Here is a 19,443-nt window from a genome sequence, read left to right as displayed (position 1 = left end):
GAATCGTGATGACGAAACTATAATCATGCGGTATACAGGGCGGAAGACGCAGCATTTGCATTTAATCATTGCATATAACGCCATATCTGAGGAGCTACCGTGTCCGATCCTGATTTTAACCTTCTGGTTGCGCTCGACGTTCTGCTGGCAGAAGCCAGCGTGGCGGGCGCGGCGCGACGTTTGAACCTCAGTACCTCCGCCATGAGCCGCACCCTGAGCAGGCTGCGGGAGGTGACAGGCGATCCTATTCTTGTGCGGGCCGGTCGTCATATGGTGCTGACGCCCTGGGCCGAAGCCACGCGGGACCGCGCCAGAAGCGCCGTGCATGAGGCGAGGGCTGTGCTGCAGCCCTCCACCGACGCGCTGAAGGTAGAAAGCCTCGAGCGGCTGTTCACCATCAGAGCCAACGACGGTTTTGTGGTGGCGTTTGGGCCACTGCTGATTGCGGCGGTGGCGAGCGTTGCGCCCGGGGTGTGCATCCGCTTCTCGCCGAAACCTGAAAAAACCTCGCGCTATTTGCGTGAGGGGCTGGTCGACCTGGAGATCGGCGTGCAGAGCAATATGGGCCCGGAAATACGGCTGCAGCGGCTTTTCCAGGATCGGTTTGTTGGCGCGGTGCGCAAGGGACATCCGCTTTCATTACGGCCCGACGTCAGCCTTGACGATTATGTCGCGTGGGGCCATGTGGTGGCCTCGCCGGACGGATCGCTGCACGGGTTTGTCGATGACGCGCTGGCGGAACGGGGGATAAAGCGCAAGATCGCCAGCGTGGTGCCCGGGTTTCCGACGGCGTTATCCGTGGCGCTGGCCTCCGATCTGATTGCCATGGTGCCGGCGTTATACCTGCTCAATCAGCCGATGAACGAGCGCGTGCACGTCTTTGAACTGCCGTTTAAAACCCGGAGCATTACGGTGTCACAAATGTGGCATCCGCGCATGGAAAGGGATCCGGGGCATCGCTGGCTCAGGGAGAAGGTACTGGAGGTGTGCCGCGCTGTGCGCTGACGATGGGGTTCACGATGGCAAGTCCAATCGTGCTTTCCCCCGCGTGATGGTGGGATTATTCGGCGGTTAGCCAGCACGCCTGCGTATTGCGTCTTATTAAATTAACCACTAATATAAATAAGCCATATCAATTCCCCTGTAACTAAAATAACGTCAATTCTTTTTGTTCTTCTGAAATAAGCGGCCCGAGAACAGAGATGGATTGAAACCCTCAAGCCTGCATATCTTGCCATTATATAATCTTTTTTGAGTCTCATTTGACACTGTGTTGTTGTTGAAGCGACCCCATCGAAAGGAAAGAATATATACACATTGCTCTTGTCAGAAAACTGAGAAAGCAATGAACCCAAATGGGCAATATCTTATTGAAGAGAGTTCTTATATGAAGGCAAAGAAAATCGCTCTCGCGATTGCGATGATAGCTGGTGCTATGATCGCAAATGCGAATGCAAAAGATCAGGGACATGGTACCGTTACGTTTACGGGTTCTATTATTGATGCGCCTTGCTCCATTACACCAGACAGTGCTGACCAAACCGTTGATTTGGGTCAGATCTCTAACCTGGCGCTGGAAGATGGCGGCACATCTATTCCACAGGTTTTCGCTATCAAACTGCAACAGTGTGATACGACAACCAAAAAGACAGTGACCACCACGTTCTCTGGCACCGCATCTGCGGCTAACCCGGATCTGCTCGGTATTCAGGGCACCGCGAAAGGCGCTTCTGTTGCAATTACGACGGACACCGGTACTCCGATTAAACTGGGCCAGGCTTCTCCGGCGCAGGCACTGCTGAATGGTGATAACGACCTGACGTTTGCTGCTTTCCTTAAGGGTGATGGCGCGTCTGCGACAATCGTCCCGGGTAAATTCCAGGCTATTGCCAGCTTCGCACTGGATTACCCATAATCCCGGCATGACTTATTACGCAAGTAATTAACCCTGTTATTGTGCCGGTGATTAGTTAATTGTCTTAATCACTGGCACTTTTTTTCATGAAACCAGAGCGTATTTTAATGATTGTATTATCTGGACTTCGAGTGATTATATTTCCCTGTATATTGATACCGTGCGTGGCGGCGGCACATAACCCTCGCCATGCACAGGCCGATCAAGGCCACGGCATTGTCAATATGCAGGGAAGTATAATTGATACACCATGCGCTATCGCCACCGTCGATCGTGAGCAAAGCATTGAAATGATGACCACGACCGTGGGTGAAATTATTCACAATGGTCGTGGAAATAAAAATCCCTTTTCGTTAACGCTGGTCAATTGCAATCTGCATATAAATAAGGATGCGCAAACCCTGTCATCCCATTTCCAGACGACGTTTGATGGTCCATCTTCAGATGGACTTTTTTCCGTTGACGGCGCATCAGGCGTAGGGCTTGAAATTACGGATGTCGCCGGAAATGTGGCGCAACCAGGGAAAGCGCTCCCTCCGGGTACATTGAGCAACGGTTCACAAATTCTTAAATACCAGTTGCGTCTTATGGGTAATCGCGACCGCCTGAAAGCGGGTGAGTATACGGCCACGATACGTTTCAAAGTTGATTACTTTTGAAAATGAAAAAAGTCAATAAAACCATCTTTCTGGGCAAGTTACACCCTGTAGCGGTTGGTGTAATTCTTGCGTTTTTGGCAGTAAAAGGCGTTCACGCTGAAGATAATGTCGAATTTAATACTGATGTACTCGACATTAAAGAGCGGAATAATGTTGATTTAAGCCAGTTTTCCCGGGCGGGTTATTTAATGCCCGGCAAGTATCAGCTTACGCTAAAGGTCAATAAAACCGACATACCGGATCAGACGGTAGAGTATTTCCCGCCTGAAGATGATCCGAAAGGGAGCGAAGTTTGCCTCACAGCCGAGCATGTCTTACAAATTGGCCTGAAAGAGTCCATCGTTAAAGGTGTTTCATGGTGGCATAACGGACAGTGTCTGAATCTTCATTCTCTGGAAGGAATGGTAGCCAGAGCCGATCTGGGGACAAGTACACTCTATCTCAGCATTCCTCAGGCATACCTGGAGTATACGGCCGAAAACTGGGATCCGCCTTCTCGCTGGGATGAGGGAATTCCGGGCGTACTGTTTGATTACACCGTCAATGCAACGTCGTCGAAACAACAGGAACAACGTTCCAATTCCGTCACGGGTAACGGCACGACTGGCGCGAATCTGGGTGCCTGGCGCCTTCGGGGTGACTGGCAAGCGCAATACATACGCAACACAGGAAATGAGAGTCAAAAACAGCAAAGCTGGGACTGGAGCCGGGTTTATACCTATCGGGCCATCACCGCACTGCGGGCAAAACTGGTGCTGGGAGAAGACTATTTAAATTCCTCACTGTTTGACAGTTTCCGTTTTACCGGCGCCAGCCTGTCTACTGACGATAACCAGTTGCCGCCCAATCTTCGCGGATATGCACCGGAAGTGGTAGGTGTCGCGAAGACGAACGCCAAAGTGACTATCAGCCAGCAGGGCCGCGTGATTTATGAAACCACCGTCGCGCCAGGTCCGTTTCGTATTCAGGATCTCAACTCGGCCGTATCCGGAAAACTGGATGTCAAAGTGGAAGAGCAGGATGGCGCAACGCAAACCTTTCAGGTCGATACCGCCTCCATTCCTTATCTGACACGGCCAGGCCTGGTACGTTACCGGGTCGCTATGGGGAAACCCTCTGATTATGACCACCATTCTCAGGGGCCAAATTTTGCCACTGGCGAAGCATCATGGGGCGTGAATAGCGGCTGGTCATTATATGGCGGAACGCTACTGGCAGGGGACTATAACGCGCTCTCCCTGGGGGTCGGGCGCGATCTCTTGATGTTTGGGGCAATTTCCTTTGACGTCACTCAGTCCCGGGCCGCGATTCCGAATCAGGACACATTAAGCGGTAAATCATTTCGCGTCAGCTATTCGAAACGCTTTGATGAGTTTGATAGTCAGGTGACCTTTGCGGGTTACCGTTTCTCAGAACGTGACTTTATGAGCATGTCTCAGTATCTGGACCGCCGCTATCACAACGGCGATAACGGTGGGCGCGACAAAGAACTGTACACCATCACCATGAATAAACAGTTCCGCGAACAGAACATGAGCGCGTTTCTGAACTATAGCCACCAGACATACTGGGACAGGGAAGCGACGAACACCTGGAACGTTTCGCTATCGAACTTTTTTGACGTCAGTCGGTTTAAGAACATTAGCCTGACACTGTCTGCCTACAGAACAGAATATGACGACTCTAAAGATGATGGCGTCTATCTGAGCTTGTCTGTGCCGTGGTCCAACGGCGCAACAGTGAGCTACAACGGCCAGTACAGCGGAGACAGCAGTAGCAATACGGTGGGTTATTACCAGCGCATTGACGCCAACAATTATTACCAGGTTAATGCCGGCAGCACGACTGACGGCCGAGGTACCGGGAGCGGGTACTTTACTCATGATGGCGATAGCGCAAGTGTGACCGCCAATGCCAGCTATACCGGCAGCAAAACCAGCGCCGCAAGTCTGTCGCTACAAGGAGGCGTTACCGCTACCGCCAGGGGGGCGGCGCTACACAGAACCAATGCAACGGGAGGAACCCGAATGCTCGTCGATACGGCAGGAGTGGAAGGCGTTCCCGTGCAGGGCATGGCGGGGATCGTTCGTACCAATGCCTTCGGTAAGGCGGTCGTTGCGGATGTTAGCAGCTACTACCGAAGCAGCGTGAGCGTTGATCTGGACAGCCTGCCGGAAAACGTCGATGCCACACGTTCAGTTGTGCAGGACACGTTAACGGAAGGCGCTATTGGCTACCGTGCCTTTGGCATTCTCGCCGGGCAGAAGGGCATGGCGGTGATCAAACTGGCTGACGGCAGCGAACCGCCGTTTGGCGCAGAAGTACGCAATGGAGACAACATGACAACAGGGATTGTCGCCGAAAACGGCAGCGTCTGGCTTTCAGGTATACGTCCTGGAGAGCGCATGGACGTGTACTGGGGCAACGACGTGCAATGTTACATCGAGTTGCCGCCATCGCTGCCGGAAACAATCAAAAATCTGTTGTTGCCTTGCCTCTCACGCTGATCGTGGTGATGGGATCAGGCAAAACCGTCATTATCATTTTGTAATAAAGAGAGTGAGTTATGTGTTTTGTGCAGAAAAAGATCGGTCTAACGCTGGGTGTACTCGCACTGGCATTGGTCGCGCAGCAGGTAAATGCAGCCATTGCGCTGGATCGCACCCGGGTGATTTATAGCGGCAATCAGAAATCAATGAGTGTGACCGTAACGAATCAAAATAAATCCTTGCCTTATCTGGCCCAGTCCTGGATTGAGGACAGTAACGGCAATAAAACCGAGACGCCGTTTATGGCATTACCGCCGGTGCAACGCGTTGAGCCAGGCGCTAAAGGTCAGGTGAAAATTCAAGGTAATAACGCCCAGGCGTTACCGCAGGACAGAGAATCGCTGTTTTATTTTAACGTACGCGAAATTCCACCGAAGAGTTCTAAACCCAATACGCTTCAGCTTGCGTTGCAAACCCGCGTCAAACTCTTTTACCGCCCGGAAGCGTTGCAGTTACAAAACGGGATGGAGAACGAGGCCGCGAAAAAACTCACCTTAACTCGTCAGGGTGAAGGATTCCGGTTAAGCAATCCCACGCCTTACTACCTGACGATTGTCGCGGCAGCGACGTCAGAGAAGGGCGGTGATATCGAGAGTTTTAAACCTGTAATGGTCGCGCCTAAAGAAAGCATTGCGCTGGGCGCAACCGCGGCTTCACTGGGCGCACACCCGGTACTGACTTCCGTAAATGATTACGGTGGCCGGCCGAAACTTGTTTTTAACTGTGCGGGGAATACCTGTGCAGTGGACCATGTTAACGCGGGTTAAGGAGAGCAACCTGTGAACGGAAAAGCAATTTACCGCTACTCGCGCACGTGTGCGTTGAGTCTGCTTCTGAGCGGCAGCTTGGCGAATAATGCTCTGGCTGTCGATGACTGGAATGTCCAGGGTGAGAATGGTCAATTGCACGTTCATGGCGTTCTGCGTAACGGAAGTTGCCTGATCAGCATGCGTTCAAAGCTGCAGGATGTGGTAATGGATAACTCGGCGCTGGGGGCGATGAAACGTCCGGGCGATACCGGCAATCCGACACAAATCGTTTTTCGTCTTCTCGGTTGCGAAAGCACCGGTGGCCTGCAACGTCGCGGTCGAATAGGGCCATCGACATGGGATGAAACCCAACCGGTGGTCACCGTGAGCTTCATGGGCGCGACGGATCCTGACGATCCCACGTTATTACTGATCGCCGGAATGTCTGGCGTCGGCCTTCGCATTCTGGATAACAACGGCAGAATCGTTATTCCCGGGATGCGGGGCAAGCCGCAGTTTGTGACGACGGGCAGTGATGAGCTGACCTATACCGTTATCCCTGTTCGTACCATCGCCCCGCTGATTGCGGGAGAATTTCGCGCCTCAGTTGATTTCGGAATCAGTTATGACTAGTTCACGCGTGATGACGTTTATTCGCCTTGCCTGTACACCGCTCCTCGCACTGGTGCTGCTGGTCCCGACGGTAAGCCAGGCAAATAAAGGCGACACCTACTCATTAAACATCAATATCGATGGCACTCTGGTGGCAAACGGTTCTTGTCAGTTTAATCAGGGCGACAGCCTGACGGTCGACTTTGGTGATGTGAAATTGCTCCCGGAGGGGACGGACACCATGACGCTGGATGGGAATTACCGTAAATCGATTACCAGCGATTTTACCTGTACCGGTGATACCGCGGGGCTTCTTCAAATGCAATTGGCCAGTCTATCGGGCAGCTATAAAGCTTACAACGGAACCGACGTGATTGAGATAGACAAAGGGATGCTTGGTGTTGAACTGCTTGTGAATGGCGCCCCGCAGGCGTCGGGGAAGTGGTTCACCATCGACCAAAGCAAGCCACCCACGCTTGAGGCGCAGTTAGTACAAATCAGCACCACAAACAGTAAACAGGTGACAAATGGCGATACGTTCACGGCTTCTGCCACATTGCAACTTTCGTTTAATTGAACAGACGGTTATGAAGAGAATACTCCACATTGTCACCTTATCTGGTTTGCTGCTGACCGGGACGCCGCATGCCGCACAGGTTGGCGATCAGATGTCTGTCAATTTTAAAGGCACATTTATCATTACCACGCCCTGTACCGTTTCAGGCGATGAGGTGATCGATGTGTCGTTTGGCAGCATCAGCGTGGGTAAAGTGAACGGCATCGACAATAAACAGGACATTCCCTATACCGTTGACTGCCACGGCGCGCCGGATGATTCCGCACTCAATATTCAGGTGAGCGGGGTGGCCGAAATTTTCGATGACGCCGCCGTTACGACATCTGCTGACGGGCTGGGTATCCAGATTCAGGCTAACGGCGTGCCGATGAAGCTCAACCAGCCGCTGAAAACAACGCTTGGCGGCCTGCAATCCCTGGTGCTAAGCGCTGTACCGGTTAAAGATCCGAATAAAGTGCTGAGCGAACAGACGTTTACGGCCGTTGCGACATTAACCGCGGATTATTTCTGAGGCACAACCATGAACATTCGACTCGTGAAGGCGACAAGCCGGGGAATAGCGGCATTACTTGTCGCATCCGGCCTGACCATCACGCCCGCTCTGGCGATTGAGGATAACCTGCACTTTAGCGGGACATTGACCAGCGCGCCCTGCGGGCTGGACCCCTTAACTACCGATCTGAGCTTCGATTTTGACATGATCATGGAACCCGATTTGTATGCCTATGCCCGTACCAAAGGCGTACCGTTCACCATTACCCTGACGGACTGTGATTTATCGATAGCCAGTAAAGCCTCTATCACATTTAAAGGCACAGAGAGCACGGAACTGCCCGGACTGTTAGCGGTGACAGGGGAAGCTGCGGGGATCGCAATTGGTGTGGAGACCGAAGACGGTATCGCGGTACCGTTTAATAAACCGACACCGGAACATGTACTGAACAGCGGTGACAATACCTTCACCCTGATGGCCTATATTCAGGGGGAACCGACCCATCTGCGGCAGGAAACCATTACACCGGGGAATTTTACCGCGGTGTCTACCTTTATGCTAGCCTATCCTTAATGAAGAGAGATTAAAGTGAATATTCATAAACGGTGTCATCGCTATATTATGTCGATAGTAAATCTCTTCACCTTTGCCATGGTCATGCTGCTTAGCTCGGGTAGTGCGACTGCGACGATCATGGGCTTTTCTATCGATAACAATTGTGGTTTACCACGAAGTTATTCATACGATGCTCAGGAACACTCCTTACGGCAGGGGTACTGTTCCATAAAATTGGCATCAACGTTTTACGTACCAGTTTCCGGGTACTATACCATTGGAGCGAGAGGTGTTGACTCTAGTGGAAATATAGATTGTTGGGCAGTTTTCAGCAGCTATATTAACGCAACTCAACCATTAAATTCTCAGGATATTAATCCGGGGACGAATGGAGGGAGTCGGGTTTGTGGATGGCAACCGCGTTCTTCCTGGGATGCTTGCGATGTATTAAAAGGTACTGATGGAAAGATTTATTATTTAAACACTATAGGGCGATGTACTGGACAAATTCTGCCCCCAACGCCTGTAGTTAACACTTCATGTAGCATCAACAGCGGTAATGCTCTGAATGTATCCCTGGGCTCGCTGGATCGCGCTACGTTACCAACAACACCAAGCTCTGGCTCTGCAAACCATATTAAGATCCCGGTGAGTTGCACAGGTGGAGACGTCACCGTCTCAATGAATATCACCTATACGGCGATTACCATTGGCAGCACGCAGGCAGTAAAAACCTCAGCAAATGGGGTAGGCACGGCGATTATTTATAACAACGCTGCCGTATCCCCAACCAGCAAAGCCACAATTAACCTGAAAAGCGGATCGAATACGGTCGACCTCGGTTTTCAGGCTATTCGTGATTCAGCGGTGGCGGTGAAAGATATTCCCACCGGCGCGTTCACCGCCAGCGCGGTCATGGTCATGACCCAACAGTAATGCCCAAATAATCCTGCTTTCCTTTAACGGGGCGGAAATTTTTTCCGCCCCGATTTTTATGAAAATAGTCATGTTAAATATAAACTGTAATTATTATTCACCGCGCCGCGGTCTACTTTTTATCGCTGGCGTCTGGTTATGCGGTGGTCTGCTCTGGCTATTACCGAATCAGGGGGGCTCCGGACTGGCGTTACCCCAAAATCTGCTGGCCTGGTGCGCGATGGCGCTCATGGTGCTGTGGGGTTCACTCACCGAACGAAGGGTGAAATTTATTTATCCTGCTGGCACCCAACTGATTATAACGGGAGCCATTCTGTGGTCACTGCCGCTGCTATGGTCGCCGTCTTCCGCCTGGCAGTGGAACGCCGCGACGAAAGTGATGGCGCTGTGGGGGCTGCTCATCGTCTGGCTGGAACTGCTTAAAAGCCCCATAACGCCCATTATCAGACGTCACTGGCTGCTGATTATGGTGATATCGGCCTTTTTACAGACCATTTTCTGTCTGTATCAATTGACTGATATGGCGACGCTGCCCGGCGGACGCCCGTACGGCATCTTCCAGCAGGTAAACGTTCTGGCTTCTTTTTTAGCCACCGGCACGGTTTGTGCCCTTTGGCTTAATACAACGACGCGCCAGAAGTGGGTAACGCGTTTCTGTTCCCTGTCACTGTTTATGCTACCGGCCATGCTGGTGTTGTTGCAAAGCCGGGCAGGTTATCTTGGCGCTATCCTGGGCTGCCTGCTCGTGCTGGTAGCAGCAAACAAAACGCGCCGTCGCCACGGTTATGTTTCTCTGTTGCTGATGTTAGCGGGTATCGTTCTGGGTCTTGTCACGCTTCATGTTGGTCCACGGTTATTTCCTGGTTTTGCGCCTGGCGTGGTTGATAAAGGTGATTCCGATAGTCAACGCTGGTATATATTGCAATTGACCTGGCAGCTAATCCAGAACCATCCTGTCATCGGCAATGGCTACGGCAGTTTTGAAGCATTACTCGCCCAATTGGCGCAACAGGCGACTCGAGGACTGGAAAGCAAGACGATTCTCTATCCACACAATGAATTTTTCTATACATGGATGGAAGGGGGGCTCGTTGCCGTCGCGGGTGTGATTCTGATGATCGGCGGCATGCTGAAAAGGCTGTGGAGTCGGGGAGGGCGTCGATGGATTGGTCTGGCGATGTTATTACCCATTGCGCTACACATGAATCTGGAGTATCCGCTCTATCAATCAGTGACGCATGGTCTGGTTCTTGTCATCCTGCTGGGAATTAACGGCCCAACAGCGACGCCGGTTAAAAATGTCGGCCAGGGCAACATGATGACGGCCAACAGAATATTACGCGTTTTGGCCGCGAGTGCCGTTTTGATATTTATGGCAACCGGTGTCGTAACCGAAGTGCAAATGACCACTATTGAGCAACATGGGCTTGCACCGCTGGCCAGGGATGAAAGCACGGCTGTTGGAACATTACTCAATCCCTGGAGTCAACATGACAGGCTGGATTTTGACCGCCACGTAGCTCTGCTGCTGCGGTTCAATTTGACAAGAGATCCTGATTTATTAACTCGCTTCCAGTCCTGGGCCGAGCACTATCGGAAGGTTCACAATAGCCCTGATGTCAACTTCAGCCTGATGATGATCTACAGGGCGCAAAACAGCGAAAACGCTAAAGAGATATGTATGCAAAGCAACGCACTGTGGCCAGAGGATATCCGCTTTACGTGCGTGAAGTTATAGCGTCGCAATGAAAGGGTAAAAGCACGGATACAACAATCGCATTCAGCCTGCACTGATAATTCGGCGGTGCGCATCCGCCGATCTTCCTGATAAGTCGCACTGATTTTATCGAATGGCTTCTGTTTGCAGCATGACAGGCTAATGACATCTCTGTCATTTAAATATTTATTCTCAGTGTTGGGGATCCGGAATTATTTTCTCCAGTCTGGGTAGGGATAAAATAAAACGCGTCGAGCGTACATCCGATTCCACATACACTCTTCCGTGATGTGCTTCCACGATTGACTTCACAATCGCAAGACCGATGCCGCTGCCTTCTCCTTTTCGTTGTCTGGACGGATCCACCCGATAAAAACGGTCAAACAACTTTGATAAATGATCTTCAGGGATTGGTTTCCCCGGATTTTCAATCACAAGGTCAAAAAAGCTTCCCTGATTTCTTATTGAAACGGTGATTGCCTGTCCCTCAGGGGTATAACGCAGGGCGTTGGATAAAAGATTATTGATCGCTCTTCTGAACATTTGCGGATCTCCTTCAACCAGACAGGGCATTCCGTTAAATTTGAGCGCAATATTGCGTTCTTCGGCCCAGGCTTCGAAAAACTCGAAAACTTTTATGACTTCCGCTCTGAGGTCAAACATGACCCTGTCAGGTATCAGCTGATTATTATCAGCCTGTGCCAGGAACAACATATCGCTGACCATTTTGGTCATCCGGTTATACTCTTCAAGACTGGAATAGAGGACATCCTCAAGTTCCTTTTGTGTTCGATCCTGACTCAGTGCGATTTCAGTCTGCGTCACCAAATTGGTGATAGGCGTTCTGATCTCGTGCGCGATATCGGCAGAGAAATTGGCCTGGCGGGTAAAGACATCTTCAATCTTTTCGATCATATGGTTGAAGGAGATGACCAGTTGTTCCAGCTCAATCGGAACGCGTGTCGGCTCCAGTCGTGCATCCAGATTTTCGGAGGTGATGTTTTTAATGGCGTTGCTGACGTTACGCAGGGGCAAATGTCCCTGGCGCACCGCGATGCGGATAACAAGAATAATCAGCAGGCTGATAACGGCGGCAATCGCCAGAAGGTTTTTTTTCAGCGCCTCAAGGTAGTGGAGATGAAAATTAATGGAGAGCCCGATCAGCATAACGTAGTTCTGGGGTTTACCCTGAAGCGTCGCCGTGCCTGAGGAGGCGATAATCCGGTACGTTTCCATTTTCATGTTGGACCCGGCGTGCATGTTTTCGGCAGGGTCTTCAACCGTCCAGAGAAACACATCCTGCGCGCGGCGGTGTTCGCTAAAATCCGCCGTGTTCATCGCAGGGCGCAGTGTCGCCCCTTGCGCCGAGCTGAACAGGGTATTTCCCTGCGGATCCAGGAGCAGGACGACCACGTTGCGGTAGCTGGCCATCGACTCTTTGATTTTACTGATTTTCTTTTGGTCAGGATCGACCGGAGACTGCAGTATGCGGTGCATCGCGGTGCTGATTTGCTGCAGATCGCTGACATCCTGCTCGGCGAAATGCTTTTCAACGGAATGCAGCATAAACCAGGTAAAGGCGAAAAAGGCCAGTATCGTGGAGAGGCTGATGAAGAAGGTCAGCCGCAGGGCAAGTGAAAAAGGGCGCCTGGCAAGCTTAACGCGCATCCGGTACCTCCAGCATATAGCCCACGCCGCGCACCGTCTGGATCAGCTTCGGTTCAAAATCGTTATCGATTTTCGCGCGCAGCCGCTTTACCGCCACATCAATCGCGTTAGTGTCGCTGTCAAAATTCATGTCCCACACCTGGGAGGCAATCAGGGAGCGGGGAAGCACCTCACCCTGATGACGCATGAAAAACTCCAGCAGGCTGAACTCTTTGCTGGTTAACAGGATGCGGCTCCCGGCCCGGCTGACTTTTCTCGACACGAGGTCAACCGTCAGGTCAGCCACCTGAAGCTGGCTTTCCGCAATAACCGTATTTCCGCGCCTCAACAGCGTCCTTACCCGGGCAAGCAGCTCCGCAAAGGCGAAAGGCTTAATCAGATAATCATCCGCGCCCAGCTCAAGTCCTTTAACCCGGTGTTCAATCGTCCCGAGGGCCGTGAGTAACAGGATGGGCATCCCTTTACCGGCCGAGCGGAGCATGCGGACAATATCCCAGCCGTTCACATCGGGCAGCATGATATCCAGAATCAGCAGATCGTATTCCGCGGTCATAGCGAGATGGTAGCCGTTCAGGCCGTTATCCGCGTGGTCTACAACAAACCCCGCTTCCGTCAGCCCCTTACTCAGGTACTCACCGGTTTTCATTTCGTCTTCGACGATCAGTATTTTCATCGTGCTCCCCTGACTGGCTGCTGAGGACATTCTATGGCGCCCGCCACCGTTCACAATGACTTACGTTAAAAATGACAACATTGTCATTATCCTGTCACCCGTCAAACAGGATGCGTTGCGTAGAGTAGCCCTAAAACTACTCTGGACTTTATTTGAACCGTTATGTTCCTGTTAAAACGACTAAGCATCAGTACGGTATTTATTCTGGCAGGCTGCGTCTCGCTGGCTCCGGAGTACCAGCGGCCGGAAGCACCTGTCCCCCGGCAGTTTTCGCTCTCCCGTAACGGCCTGACGCCCGCGGCGGCTGGGTATCAGGACACCGGCTGGCGCAACTTTTTCGTCGATCCTCAGGTTGCCGGGCTGATTACGGAAGCCCTGAAGAACAATCGCGATCTAAAAATGGCCGCCCTGAAGGTCGAAGAGGCCCGGGCGCAGTTCAACGTGACGGATGCGGATCGCTATCCTCAGCTGAATGCCTCCTCGGGCATCACGTACAGCGGCGGGCTGAAAAGTGACAAACCCACCGCGCAGCAGTACGACGCGGGCCTTGCGCTTAGCTATGAACTCGATTTCTTCGGCAAGCTGAAGAACATGAGCGATGCCGACCGACAAAACTTTTTCGCCAGCGAAGAGGCCCGTCGCGCGGTGCATATCCTGCTCGTCTCTAACGTGTCGCAGAGCTATTTTAACCAGCAGCTGGCGTATAAACAGCTGCGCATCGCGCAGGATACGCTGACAAATTACCAGCAGTCTTATGCATTCGTTGAGCAGCAGCTGGTGACGGGCAGTACGAACGTCCTGGCGCTGGAACAGGCCCGGGGACAGATCGAAAGCACGCAGGCAGAGATTGCCAAAAGAGAGGGGGAGCTGGCGCAGGCCAATAATGCCCTGCAGCTTATCCTCGGCTCGTATCGCGCGCTCCCGGGCGACGGAGGCATGAACGCCAGCGATGTCGCCCCGGTAAAACTGCCTCCTCATCTTTCCTCCGCGATACTGCTGCAGCGCCCGGATATTATGGAAGCGGAGTATCAGCTTAAAGCGGCCGATGCGAATATCGGCGCGGCGCGCGCCGCCTTTTTCCCGTCCATATCTCTCACCAGCGGGCTATCAACCGGAAGCACGGAGTTGTCCAGCCTGTTCACGTCAGGGAGCGGGATGTGGAATTTTATTCCTAAAATCGAAATTCCCATTTTTAATGCGGGCAGAAATAAGGCCAACCTGAAGCTGGCCGAAATTCGCCAGCAGCAGTCGGTGGTTAATTACGAACAAAAAATTCAGTCCGCCTTTAAACAGGTTGCCGACGCGCTCGCGCTGCGGGACAGCATTAACCAGCAGCTTGCTGCACAACAGCGGTATCTGGATTCGCTCCGCATCACGCTTCAACGTGCCAGAGGGTTATATTCCAGCGGCGCGGTCAGCTATATCGAAGTGCTTGACGCGGAGCGTTCTCTTTTCTCTACCCAGCAAAATATTCTCGACCTTATTTATGCCCGGCAGGTTAATGAAATTAATCTCTTCACCGCGCTCGGCGGCGGTTGGGTCGAATAACGTAATTTAATTAAACAGGAAAATAACCATGCGCAATTCACTTAAGGCCGTTGTATTTGGTGCGATCTCCATTGTGTTTTCTGCCAGCCTCCAGGCTGAGGTTCATCAGCACGAGATGATGAGTGCTGCCAGCGAAGGGACCTCAGAGCAGGTCATCACGGGAACCGGCACCGTGAAGGACATTGATCTCACGAATAAAAAAGTCACGATTTCCCATGAAGCGATCCCGGAAATTGGCTGGCCCGCGATGACCATGCGTTTTACCTTTATTCAGGCTGACGAGAGTATTAATGCCTTAAAAGTCGGCAGCCACGTGAATTTCTCGTTTGTTCAGCAGGGCAATCTCTCTTTACTCAAGAGCATTAAATAGCGAGACGCGGCATGGCCTCATTAAAAATAAAATATGCTGCCGTGATAGTCAGCAGCCTTATTGCGGGAGGGCTGATATCGGTGACGGCATGGCAGGTTTTTCATTCATCTGAAAAAACAGAAAATAGCGTTTCTGAAAGAAAGGTGCTTTTCTGGTATGACCCGATGAAGCCAGACGTAAAATTCGATAAACCCGGTAAATCGCCGTTTATGGATATGGATCTGGTGCCGAAATATGCGGATGAAAACGACAATAAAAGCAGTGGCGGTATCCGTATTGATCCGACACAGGTTCAGAACCTGGGATTAAAAACGCAAAAGGTGACGCGCGGAACGCTGAACTATGCCCAGACCATCCCGGCCAACGTCAGCTACAACGACTATCAGTTTGTCATTGTGCAGGCGCGCGCGGAAGGCTTCGTGGAGAAAGTGTACCCGCTGACGACGGGCGATAAGGTGAAGAAAGGCACGCCGCTCGTTGATATAACCATTCCTGACTGGGTAGAGGCGCAGAGCGAGTTTCTGCTGTTATCCGGTACCGGCGGAACGCCGACGCAAATCAAAGGGGTTCTCGAACGGCTTCGGCTGGCGGGTATGCCGGATGATGATATTCAGAGACTGCGTGCGACCCGCACTATCCAGACCCGGTTTACCATCAGGGCGCCGATCGACGGAGCGATCACGGCCTTTGACCTGCGTACCGGCATGAATATTTCCAAAGATAAGGTGGTGGCGCAAATTCAGGGGATGGATCCGGTCTGGATCGGCGCGGCAGTGCCTGAGTCTATTGCTTATCTGCTGAAAGAGACCTCGCAGTTTGCGGTTTCGATACCGGCTTATCCGGATAAATCCTTCCCGGTTGAAAAATGGAGTCTTCTGCCGAGCGTGGATCCAACCACCCGTACGCTGCAGGTGCGCCTGCAGGTCGATAACAAGGATGAGCTGCTTAAACCGGGCATGAATGCCTACCTGAAGCTGAACACCCAAAGCCAGGAAATGCTGCTGATCCCCTCCCAGGCCGTTATCGATACCGGCAAAGAACAGCGCGTTATTACGGTTGATGCGGACGGGAATTTTGTCCCGAAAAGGATCCACGTTCTGCATGAATCTCAGCAGCAGTCCGGCATTGGTAGCGGACTGGAAGAGGGGGAGTCGGTAGTGGTCAGCGGTCTGTTCCTGATTGACTCGGAGGCCAATATTACCGGCGCGCTGGAGCGCATGCGTCACGCTGAAGCTGCTGGCGACGCGCACTCTGGCCATTAAGGAGACGATGATGATTGAATGGATTATCCGGCGGTCGGTCGCCAACCGTTTCCTGGTCATGATGGGGGCGCTGTTCCTCAGCGTCTGGGGCACCTGGACGATTATTAACACGCCAGTCGATGCCTTGCCCGATCTCTCTGACGTTCAGGTGATTATCAAAACCAGCTATCCCGGCCAGGCCCCGCAGATTGTTGAAAACCAGGTCACCTATCCACTCACGACCACCATGCTGTCGGTTCCCGGCGCAAAGACCGTGCGCGGTTTTTCGCAGTTTGGCGATTCGTACGTGTACGTCATTTTTGAAGACGGCACCGATTTGTACTGGGCCCGTTCGCGCGTGCTGGAGTATCTGAACCAGGTTCAGGGCAAGCTGCCTGCCGGTGTGAGCTCTGAAATTGGTCCTGATGCCACGGGCGTGGGCTGGATATTTGAGTATGCGCTGGTGGATCGCAGCGGAAAACACGATCTCGCTGAGTTGCGCTCATTGCAGGACTGGTTCCTGAAATTTGAATTGAAAACTATCCCGAACGTGGCCGAAGTGGCCTCCGTCGGCGGCGTGGTGAAGCAGTATCAGATCCAGGTTAATCCGTTAAAACTGGCTCAGTACGGCATTAGCCTGCCGGAGGTTAAGCAGGCCCTTGAGTCGTCTAACCAGGAGGCGGGGGGATCGTCAGTTGAAATGGCGGAAGCGGAGTATATGGTCCGCGCCAGCGGCTATCTGCAGACGATGGACGATTTCAATAACATCGTTCTGAAAACCGGCGAGAACGGGGTACCGATTTACCTTCGGGATGTCGCCCGCGTACAAACGGGTCCGGAAATGCGCCGCGGTATTGCCGAGCTGAACGGGCAGGGGGAAGTTGCGGGTGGCGTGGTGATCCTGCGTTCGGGCAAAAATGCGCGTGAAGTCATCACGGCGGTGAGAGATAAGCTGGAGACGCTGAAGGCCAGCCTGCCGGAAGGGGTTGAGATTGTGACCACCTACGATCGCAGCCAGCTCATCGATCGGGCAATCGACAACCTGAGTTCCAAACTGCTTGAAGAGTTTATCGTGGTGGCCATCGTCTGCGCCCTGTTCCTGTGGCACGTTCGATCTGCGCTGGTCGCGATTATCTCTCTGCCGCTTGGCCTGTGTATTGCCTTTATCGTCATGCATTTCCAGGGGCTGAACGCCAACATTATGTCGCTGGGAGGCATTGCCATTGCCGTCGGCGCGATGGTGGATGCCGCCATCGTCATGATTGAAAACGCGCACAAACGGCTCGAAGAGTGGGATCACCAGCATCCGGAAGAGCAGATTGATAACGCCACCCGCTGGAAGGTGATCACCAATGCCTCTGTCGAGGTTGGCCCGGCGCTGTTTATCAGCCTGCTGATCATCACCTTATCCTTCATTCCCATCTTTACTCTTGAGGGGCAGGAAGGGCGGCTGTTTGGTCCGCTGGCTTTCACCAAAACGTACTCCATGGCGGGTGCGGCTGCGCTGGCCATCATCGTTATCCCCATCCTGATGGGGTTCTGGATCCGGGGTAAGATTCCCGCTGAGACCAGTAACCCGTTGAACAGGCTACTGATTAAAGCCTATCACCCGCTACTGATTAAGGTGCTCCGCTGGCCAAAAACAACCCTGCTGGTTGCGGCCTTGTCCATCTTCACGGTGATCTGGCCTCTCAGCCAGGTGGGCGGCGAGTTCCTGCCGAAGATCAACGAAGGCGATCTGCTGTATATGCCGTCAACGTTGCCGGGCGTTTCTCCGGCAGAAGCGGCCGCGCTGTTACAGACCACGGACAAACTCATCAAAACCGTACCTGAAGTGGCCTCGGTGTTTGGCAAAACCGGCAAGGCCGAAACGGCAACGGATTCCGCGCCGCTCGAAATGGTGGAAACCACCATCCAGCTCAAGCCTGAGAATGAGTGGCGGTCCGGCATGACGATTGACAAGATTATTGACGAGCTCGATAAGACCGTTCGATTGCCCGGCCTGGCGAACCTCTGGGTTCCGCCCATTCGTAACCGCATCGATATGCTTTCGACCGGGATCAAAAGCCCGATTGGTATCAAGGTGTCGGGTACCGTTCTGTCGGATATCGACGCCACGGCGCAGAGCATCGAGACGGTAGCCAAAACGGTGCCGGGCGTGGTGTCTGCCCTGGCTGAACGTCTGGAGGGCGGGCGCTACATTGACGTCGATATCAACCGGGAAAAAGCCTCGCGCTATGGGATGACGGTGGGCGATGTGCAGCTCTTTGTCTCCTCGGCCATCGGCGGCGCGACGGTAGGGGAAACGGTGGAAGGCGTCGCCCGGTACCCGATTAATATCCGCTATCCTCAGGACTACCGGAACAGCCCGAGCACGTTAAAGCAGATGCCGATCCTGACGCCGATGAAACAGCAGATCACGCTGGGCGATGTGGCGGATATCAACGTGGTTTCCGGCCCCACGATGCTGAAAACGGAGAATGCCCGGCCTGCAAGCTGGATTTATATTGATGCCCGCGGCAGGGATATGGTGTCGGTGGTGAACGACATTAAGACGGCTATTAGTCAGAACGTAAAGCTGAGGCCGGGCACCAGCGTCTCATTCTCCGGGCAGTTTGAGCTGCTCGAACACGCCAACAAGAAACTGAAGCTGATGGTGCCGATGACGGTGATGATCATCTTTATTCTGCTGTATCTGGCGTTCCGTCGCGTGGATGAAGCGCTGCTGATCCTGATGAGTCTGCCGTTCGCCCTGGTCGGGGGAATTTGGTTCCTTTACTGGCAGGGCTTCCATATGTCTGTGGCAACCGGCACCGGTTTTATCGCTCTGGCCGGGGTGGCAGCTGAATTTGGGGTGGTCATGCTGATGTATTTGCGTCATGCCGTTGAGGCTCAGCCAGCGTTGTCCCATCGGGACACGTTCACAGAACAGGCGCTGGATGACGCCCTTTACCATGGCGCCGTGCTGCGCGTGCGGCCAAAGGCAATGACCGTCGCGGTGATCATTGCCGGTCTGCTGCCCATTCTTTGGGGGACGGGCGCAGGCTCAGAAGTCATGAGTCGGATAGCGGCACCTATGATTGGCGGGATGATCACGGCGCCGCTGTTATCGCTGTTTATTATTCCGGCGGCGTACAAGTTAATTTGGTTGCGCAGGCATAAAAAGCCATAAAAAAACCCG

General features: G+C 52.8%; 17 protein-coding genes. 15 read left to right on the top strand and 2 right to left on the bottom strand.

What is annotated here, in order from left to right; all coding sequences use genetic code 11:
* Window positions 1-99: 99 nt before the first annotated feature.
* The 11 genes from AC1VYI_RS12995 (at window position 100) to AC1VYI_RS12945 (ending at window position 10,783) form a co-directional block, all read left to right on the top strand.
* Complete coding sequence (locus AC1VYI_RS12995; protein ID WP_134866181.1) at window positions 100-1,005, top strand: LysR family transcriptional regulator; 906 nt, start codon at window positions 100-102, stop codon at window positions 1,003-1,005.
* A gap of 382 nt (window positions 1,006-1,387) precedes the next feature.
* Window positions 1,388-1,915, top strand: a complete 528-nt coding sequence (locus AC1VYI_RS12990) for a fimbrial protein (RefSeq protein WP_047741878.1) — start codon at window positions 1,388-1,390, stop codon at window positions 1,913-1,915.
* Between the two features lie 86 nt (window positions 1,916-2,001).
* Window positions 2,002-2,574 (top strand): fimbrial protein, encoded by a 573-nt coding sequence (locus AC1VYI_RS12985; protein ID WP_134866182.1) that lies wholly within the window; start codon window positions 2,002-2,004, stop codon window positions 2,572-2,574.
* A 2-nt stretch (window positions 2,575-2,576) separates the two neighbouring features.
* Window positions 2,577-5,081 carry an outer membrane usher protein gene (locus AC1VYI_RS12980; RefSeq protein WP_023311834.1) on the top strand — a complete coding sequence of 835 codons (2,505 nt, stop codon included), beginning with the start codon at window positions 2,577-2,579 and terminating at the stop codon, window positions 5,079-5,081.
* Between the two features lie 59 nt (window positions 5,082-5,140).
* On the top strand, window positions 5,141-5,890 hold the full coding sequence (locus AC1VYI_RS12975; RefSeq protein WP_047741876.1) for a fimbria/pilus periplasmic chaperone: 750 nt from the start codon (window positions 5,141-5,143) through the stop codon (window positions 5,888-5,890).
* 78 nt (window positions 5,891-5,968) lie between these two features.
* Complete coding sequence (locus AC1VYI_RS12970; RefSeq protein ID WP_134866183.1) at window positions 5,969-6,505, top strand: fimbrial protein; 537 nt, start codon at window positions 5,969-5,971, stop codon at window positions 6,503-6,505.
* Window positions 6,498-7,061 carry a fimbrial protein gene (locus AC1VYI_RS12965; protein ID WP_226483814.1) on the top strand — a complete coding sequence of 188 codons (564 nt, stop codon included), beginning with the start codon at window positions 6,498-6,500 and terminating at the stop codon, window positions 7,059-7,061. The genes AC1VYI_RS12970 and AC1VYI_RS12965 overlap by 8 nt, the downstream gene beginning before the upstream one ends.
* Window positions 7,062-7,071: 10 nt before the next feature.
* Window positions 7,072-7,572, top strand: a complete 501-nt coding sequence (locus AC1VYI_RS12960; RefSeq protein WP_063409667.1) for a fimbrial protein — start codon at window positions 7,072-7,074, stop codon at window positions 7,570-7,572.
* Window positions 7,573-7,581: 9 nt separating this feature from the next.
* Window positions 7,582-8,127 carry a fimbrial protein gene (locus AC1VYI_RS12955; RefSeq protein WP_134866184.1) on the top strand — a complete coding sequence of 182 codons (546 nt, stop codon included), beginning with the start codon at window positions 7,582-7,584 and terminating at the stop codon, window positions 8,125-8,127.
* A gap of 48 nt (window positions 8,128-8,175) precedes the next feature.
* Window positions 8,176-9,045, top strand: a complete 870-nt coding sequence (locus AC1VYI_RS12950) for a fimbrial protein (protein ID WP_319003448.1) — start codon at window positions 8,176-8,178, stop codon at window positions 9,043-9,045.
* Between the two features lie 70 nt (window positions 9,046-9,115).
* Window positions 9,116-10,783: an O-antigen ligase family protein gene (locus tag AC1VYI_RS12945; protein ID WP_134866188.1), complete on the top strand. Its 1,668-nt coding sequence runs from the start codon at window positions 9,116-9,118 to the stop codon at window positions 10,781-10,783.
* Between the two features lie 171 nt (window positions 10,784-10,954).
* On the opposite strand, the gene AC1VYI_RS12940 is transcribed toward AC1VYI_RS12945, so the two are convergent.
* Both AC1VYI_RS12940 and AC1VYI_RS12935 read right to left on the bottom strand, forming a co-directional pair.
* Window positions 10,955-12,430: a Cu(+)/Ag(+) sensor histidine kinase gene (locus AC1VYI_RS12940; RefSeq protein WP_134866190.1), complete on the bottom strand. Its 1,476-nt coding sequence runs from the start codon at window positions 12,428-12,430 to the stop codon at window positions 10,955-10,957.
* Window positions 12,420-13,103: a copper/silver response regulator transcription factor gene (locus AC1VYI_RS12935; RefSeq protein ID WP_023311824.1), complete on the bottom strand. Its 684-nt coding sequence runs from the start codon at window positions 13,101-13,103 to the stop codon at window positions 12,420-12,422. The genes AC1VYI_RS12940 and AC1VYI_RS12935 overlap by 11 nt, the downstream gene beginning before the upstream one ends.
* 162 nt (window positions 13,104-13,265) lie before the next feature.
* Between AC1VYI_RS12935 and AC1VYI_RS12930 the strand changes: the two genes are divergently transcribed.
* From AC1VYI_RS12930 to silA, 4 genes are read left to right on the top strand one after another with little or no spacing between them, the layout of a single operon-like run.
* Window positions 13,266-14,651, top strand: coding sequence for an efflux transporter outer membrane subunit (locus tag AC1VYI_RS12930; protein ID WP_226483800.1), 1,386 nt, complete (start codon window positions 13,266-13,268; stop codon window positions 14,649-14,651).
* Between the two features lie 28 nt (window positions 14,652-14,679).
* Window positions 14,680-15,021: a cation efflux system protein CusF gene (cusF, locus tag AC1VYI_RS12925; RefSeq protein ID WP_134866193.1), complete on the top strand. Its 342-nt coding sequence runs from the start codon at window positions 14,680-14,682 to the stop codon at window positions 15,019-15,021.
* 11 nt (window positions 15,022-15,032) lie between these two features.
* Window positions 15,033-16,283 (top strand): efflux RND transporter periplasmic adaptor subunit, encoded by a 1,251-nt coding sequence (locus tag AC1VYI_RS12920; RefSeq protein ID WP_134866195.1) that lies wholly within the window; start codon window positions 15,033-15,035, stop codon window positions 16,281-16,283.
* Window positions 16,284-16,293: 10 nt separating this feature from the next.
* Window positions 16,294-19,434 (top strand): Cu(+)/Ag(+) efflux RND transporter permease subunit SilA, encoded by a 3,141-nt coding sequence (gene silA, locus AC1VYI_RS12915; RefSeq protein ID WP_134867371.1) that lies wholly within the window; start codon window positions 16,294-16,296, stop codon window positions 19,432-19,434.
* The last annotated feature ends 9 nt before the right edge of the window (window positions 19,435-19,443 follow it).

Source organism: Enterobacter sp. QK-SA4 (assembly GCF_056856775.1).
This window is presented reverse-complemented; position numbering and strand designations above follow the sequence as displayed.

Bases quoted from the DNA above. Each gene is read 5' to 3' on its own strand.
- AC1VYI_RS12990 (WP_047741878.1), top strand. From the start codon at position 1,388: ATGAAGGCAAAGAAAATCGCTCTCGCGATTGCGATGATAGCTGGTGCT.
- AC1VYI_RS12985 (WP_134866182.1), top strand. From the start codon at position 2,002: ATGAAACCAGAGCGTATTTTAATGATTGTATTATCTGGACTTCGAGTG.
- AC1VYI_RS12980 (WP_023311834.1), top strand. From the start codon at position 2,577: ATGAAAAAAGTCAATAAAACCATCTTTCTGGGCAAGTTACACCCTGTA.
- AC1VYI_RS12975 (WP_047741876.1), top strand. From the start codon at position 5,141: ATGTGTTTTGTGCAGAAAAAGATCGGTCTAACGCTGGGTGTACTCGCA.
- AC1VYI_RS12965 (WP_226483814.1), top strand. From the start codon at position 6,498: ATGACTAGTTCACGCGTGATGACGTTTATTCGCCTTGCCTGTACACCG.
- AC1VYI_RS12960 (WP_063409667.1), top strand. From the start codon at position 7,072: ATGAAGAGAATACTCCACATTGTCACCTTATCTGGTTTGCTGCTGACC.
- AC1VYI_RS12955 (WP_134866184.1), top strand. From the start codon at position 7,582: ATGAACATTCGACTCGTGAAGGCGACAAGCCGGGGAATAGCGGCATTA.
- AC1VYI_RS12950 (WP_319003448.1), top strand. From the start codon at position 8,176: ATGTCGATAGTAAATCTCTTCACCTTTGCCATGGTCATGCTGCTTAGC.
- AC1VYI_RS12945 (WP_134866188.1), top strand. From the start codon at position 9,116: ATGTTAAATATAAACTGTAATTATTATTCACCGCGCCGCGGTCTACTT.
- AC1VYI_RS12940 (WP_134866190.1), bottom strand. From the start codon at position 12,430: ATGCGCGTTAAGCTTGCCAGGCGCCCTTTTTCACTTGCCCTGCGGCTG.
- AC1VYI_RS12935 (WP_023311824.1), bottom strand. From the start codon at position 13,103: ATGAAAATACTGATCGTCGAAGACGAAATGAAAACCGGTGAGTACCTG.
- AC1VYI_RS12930 (WP_226483800.1), top strand. From the start codon at position 13,266: ATGTTCCTGTTAAAACGACTAAGCATCAGTACGGTATTTATTCTGGCA.
- cusF (WP_134866193.1), top strand. From the start codon at position 14,680: ATGCGCAATTCACTTAAGGCCGTTGTATTTGGTGCGATCTCCATTGTG.
- AC1VYI_RS12920 (WP_134866195.1), top strand. From the start codon at position 15,033: ATGGCCTCATTAAAAATAAAATATGCTGCCGTGATAGTCAGCAGCCTT.
- silA (WP_134867371.1), top strand. From the start codon at position 16,294: ATGATTGAATGGATTATCCGGCGGTCGGTCGCCAACCGTTTCCTGGTC.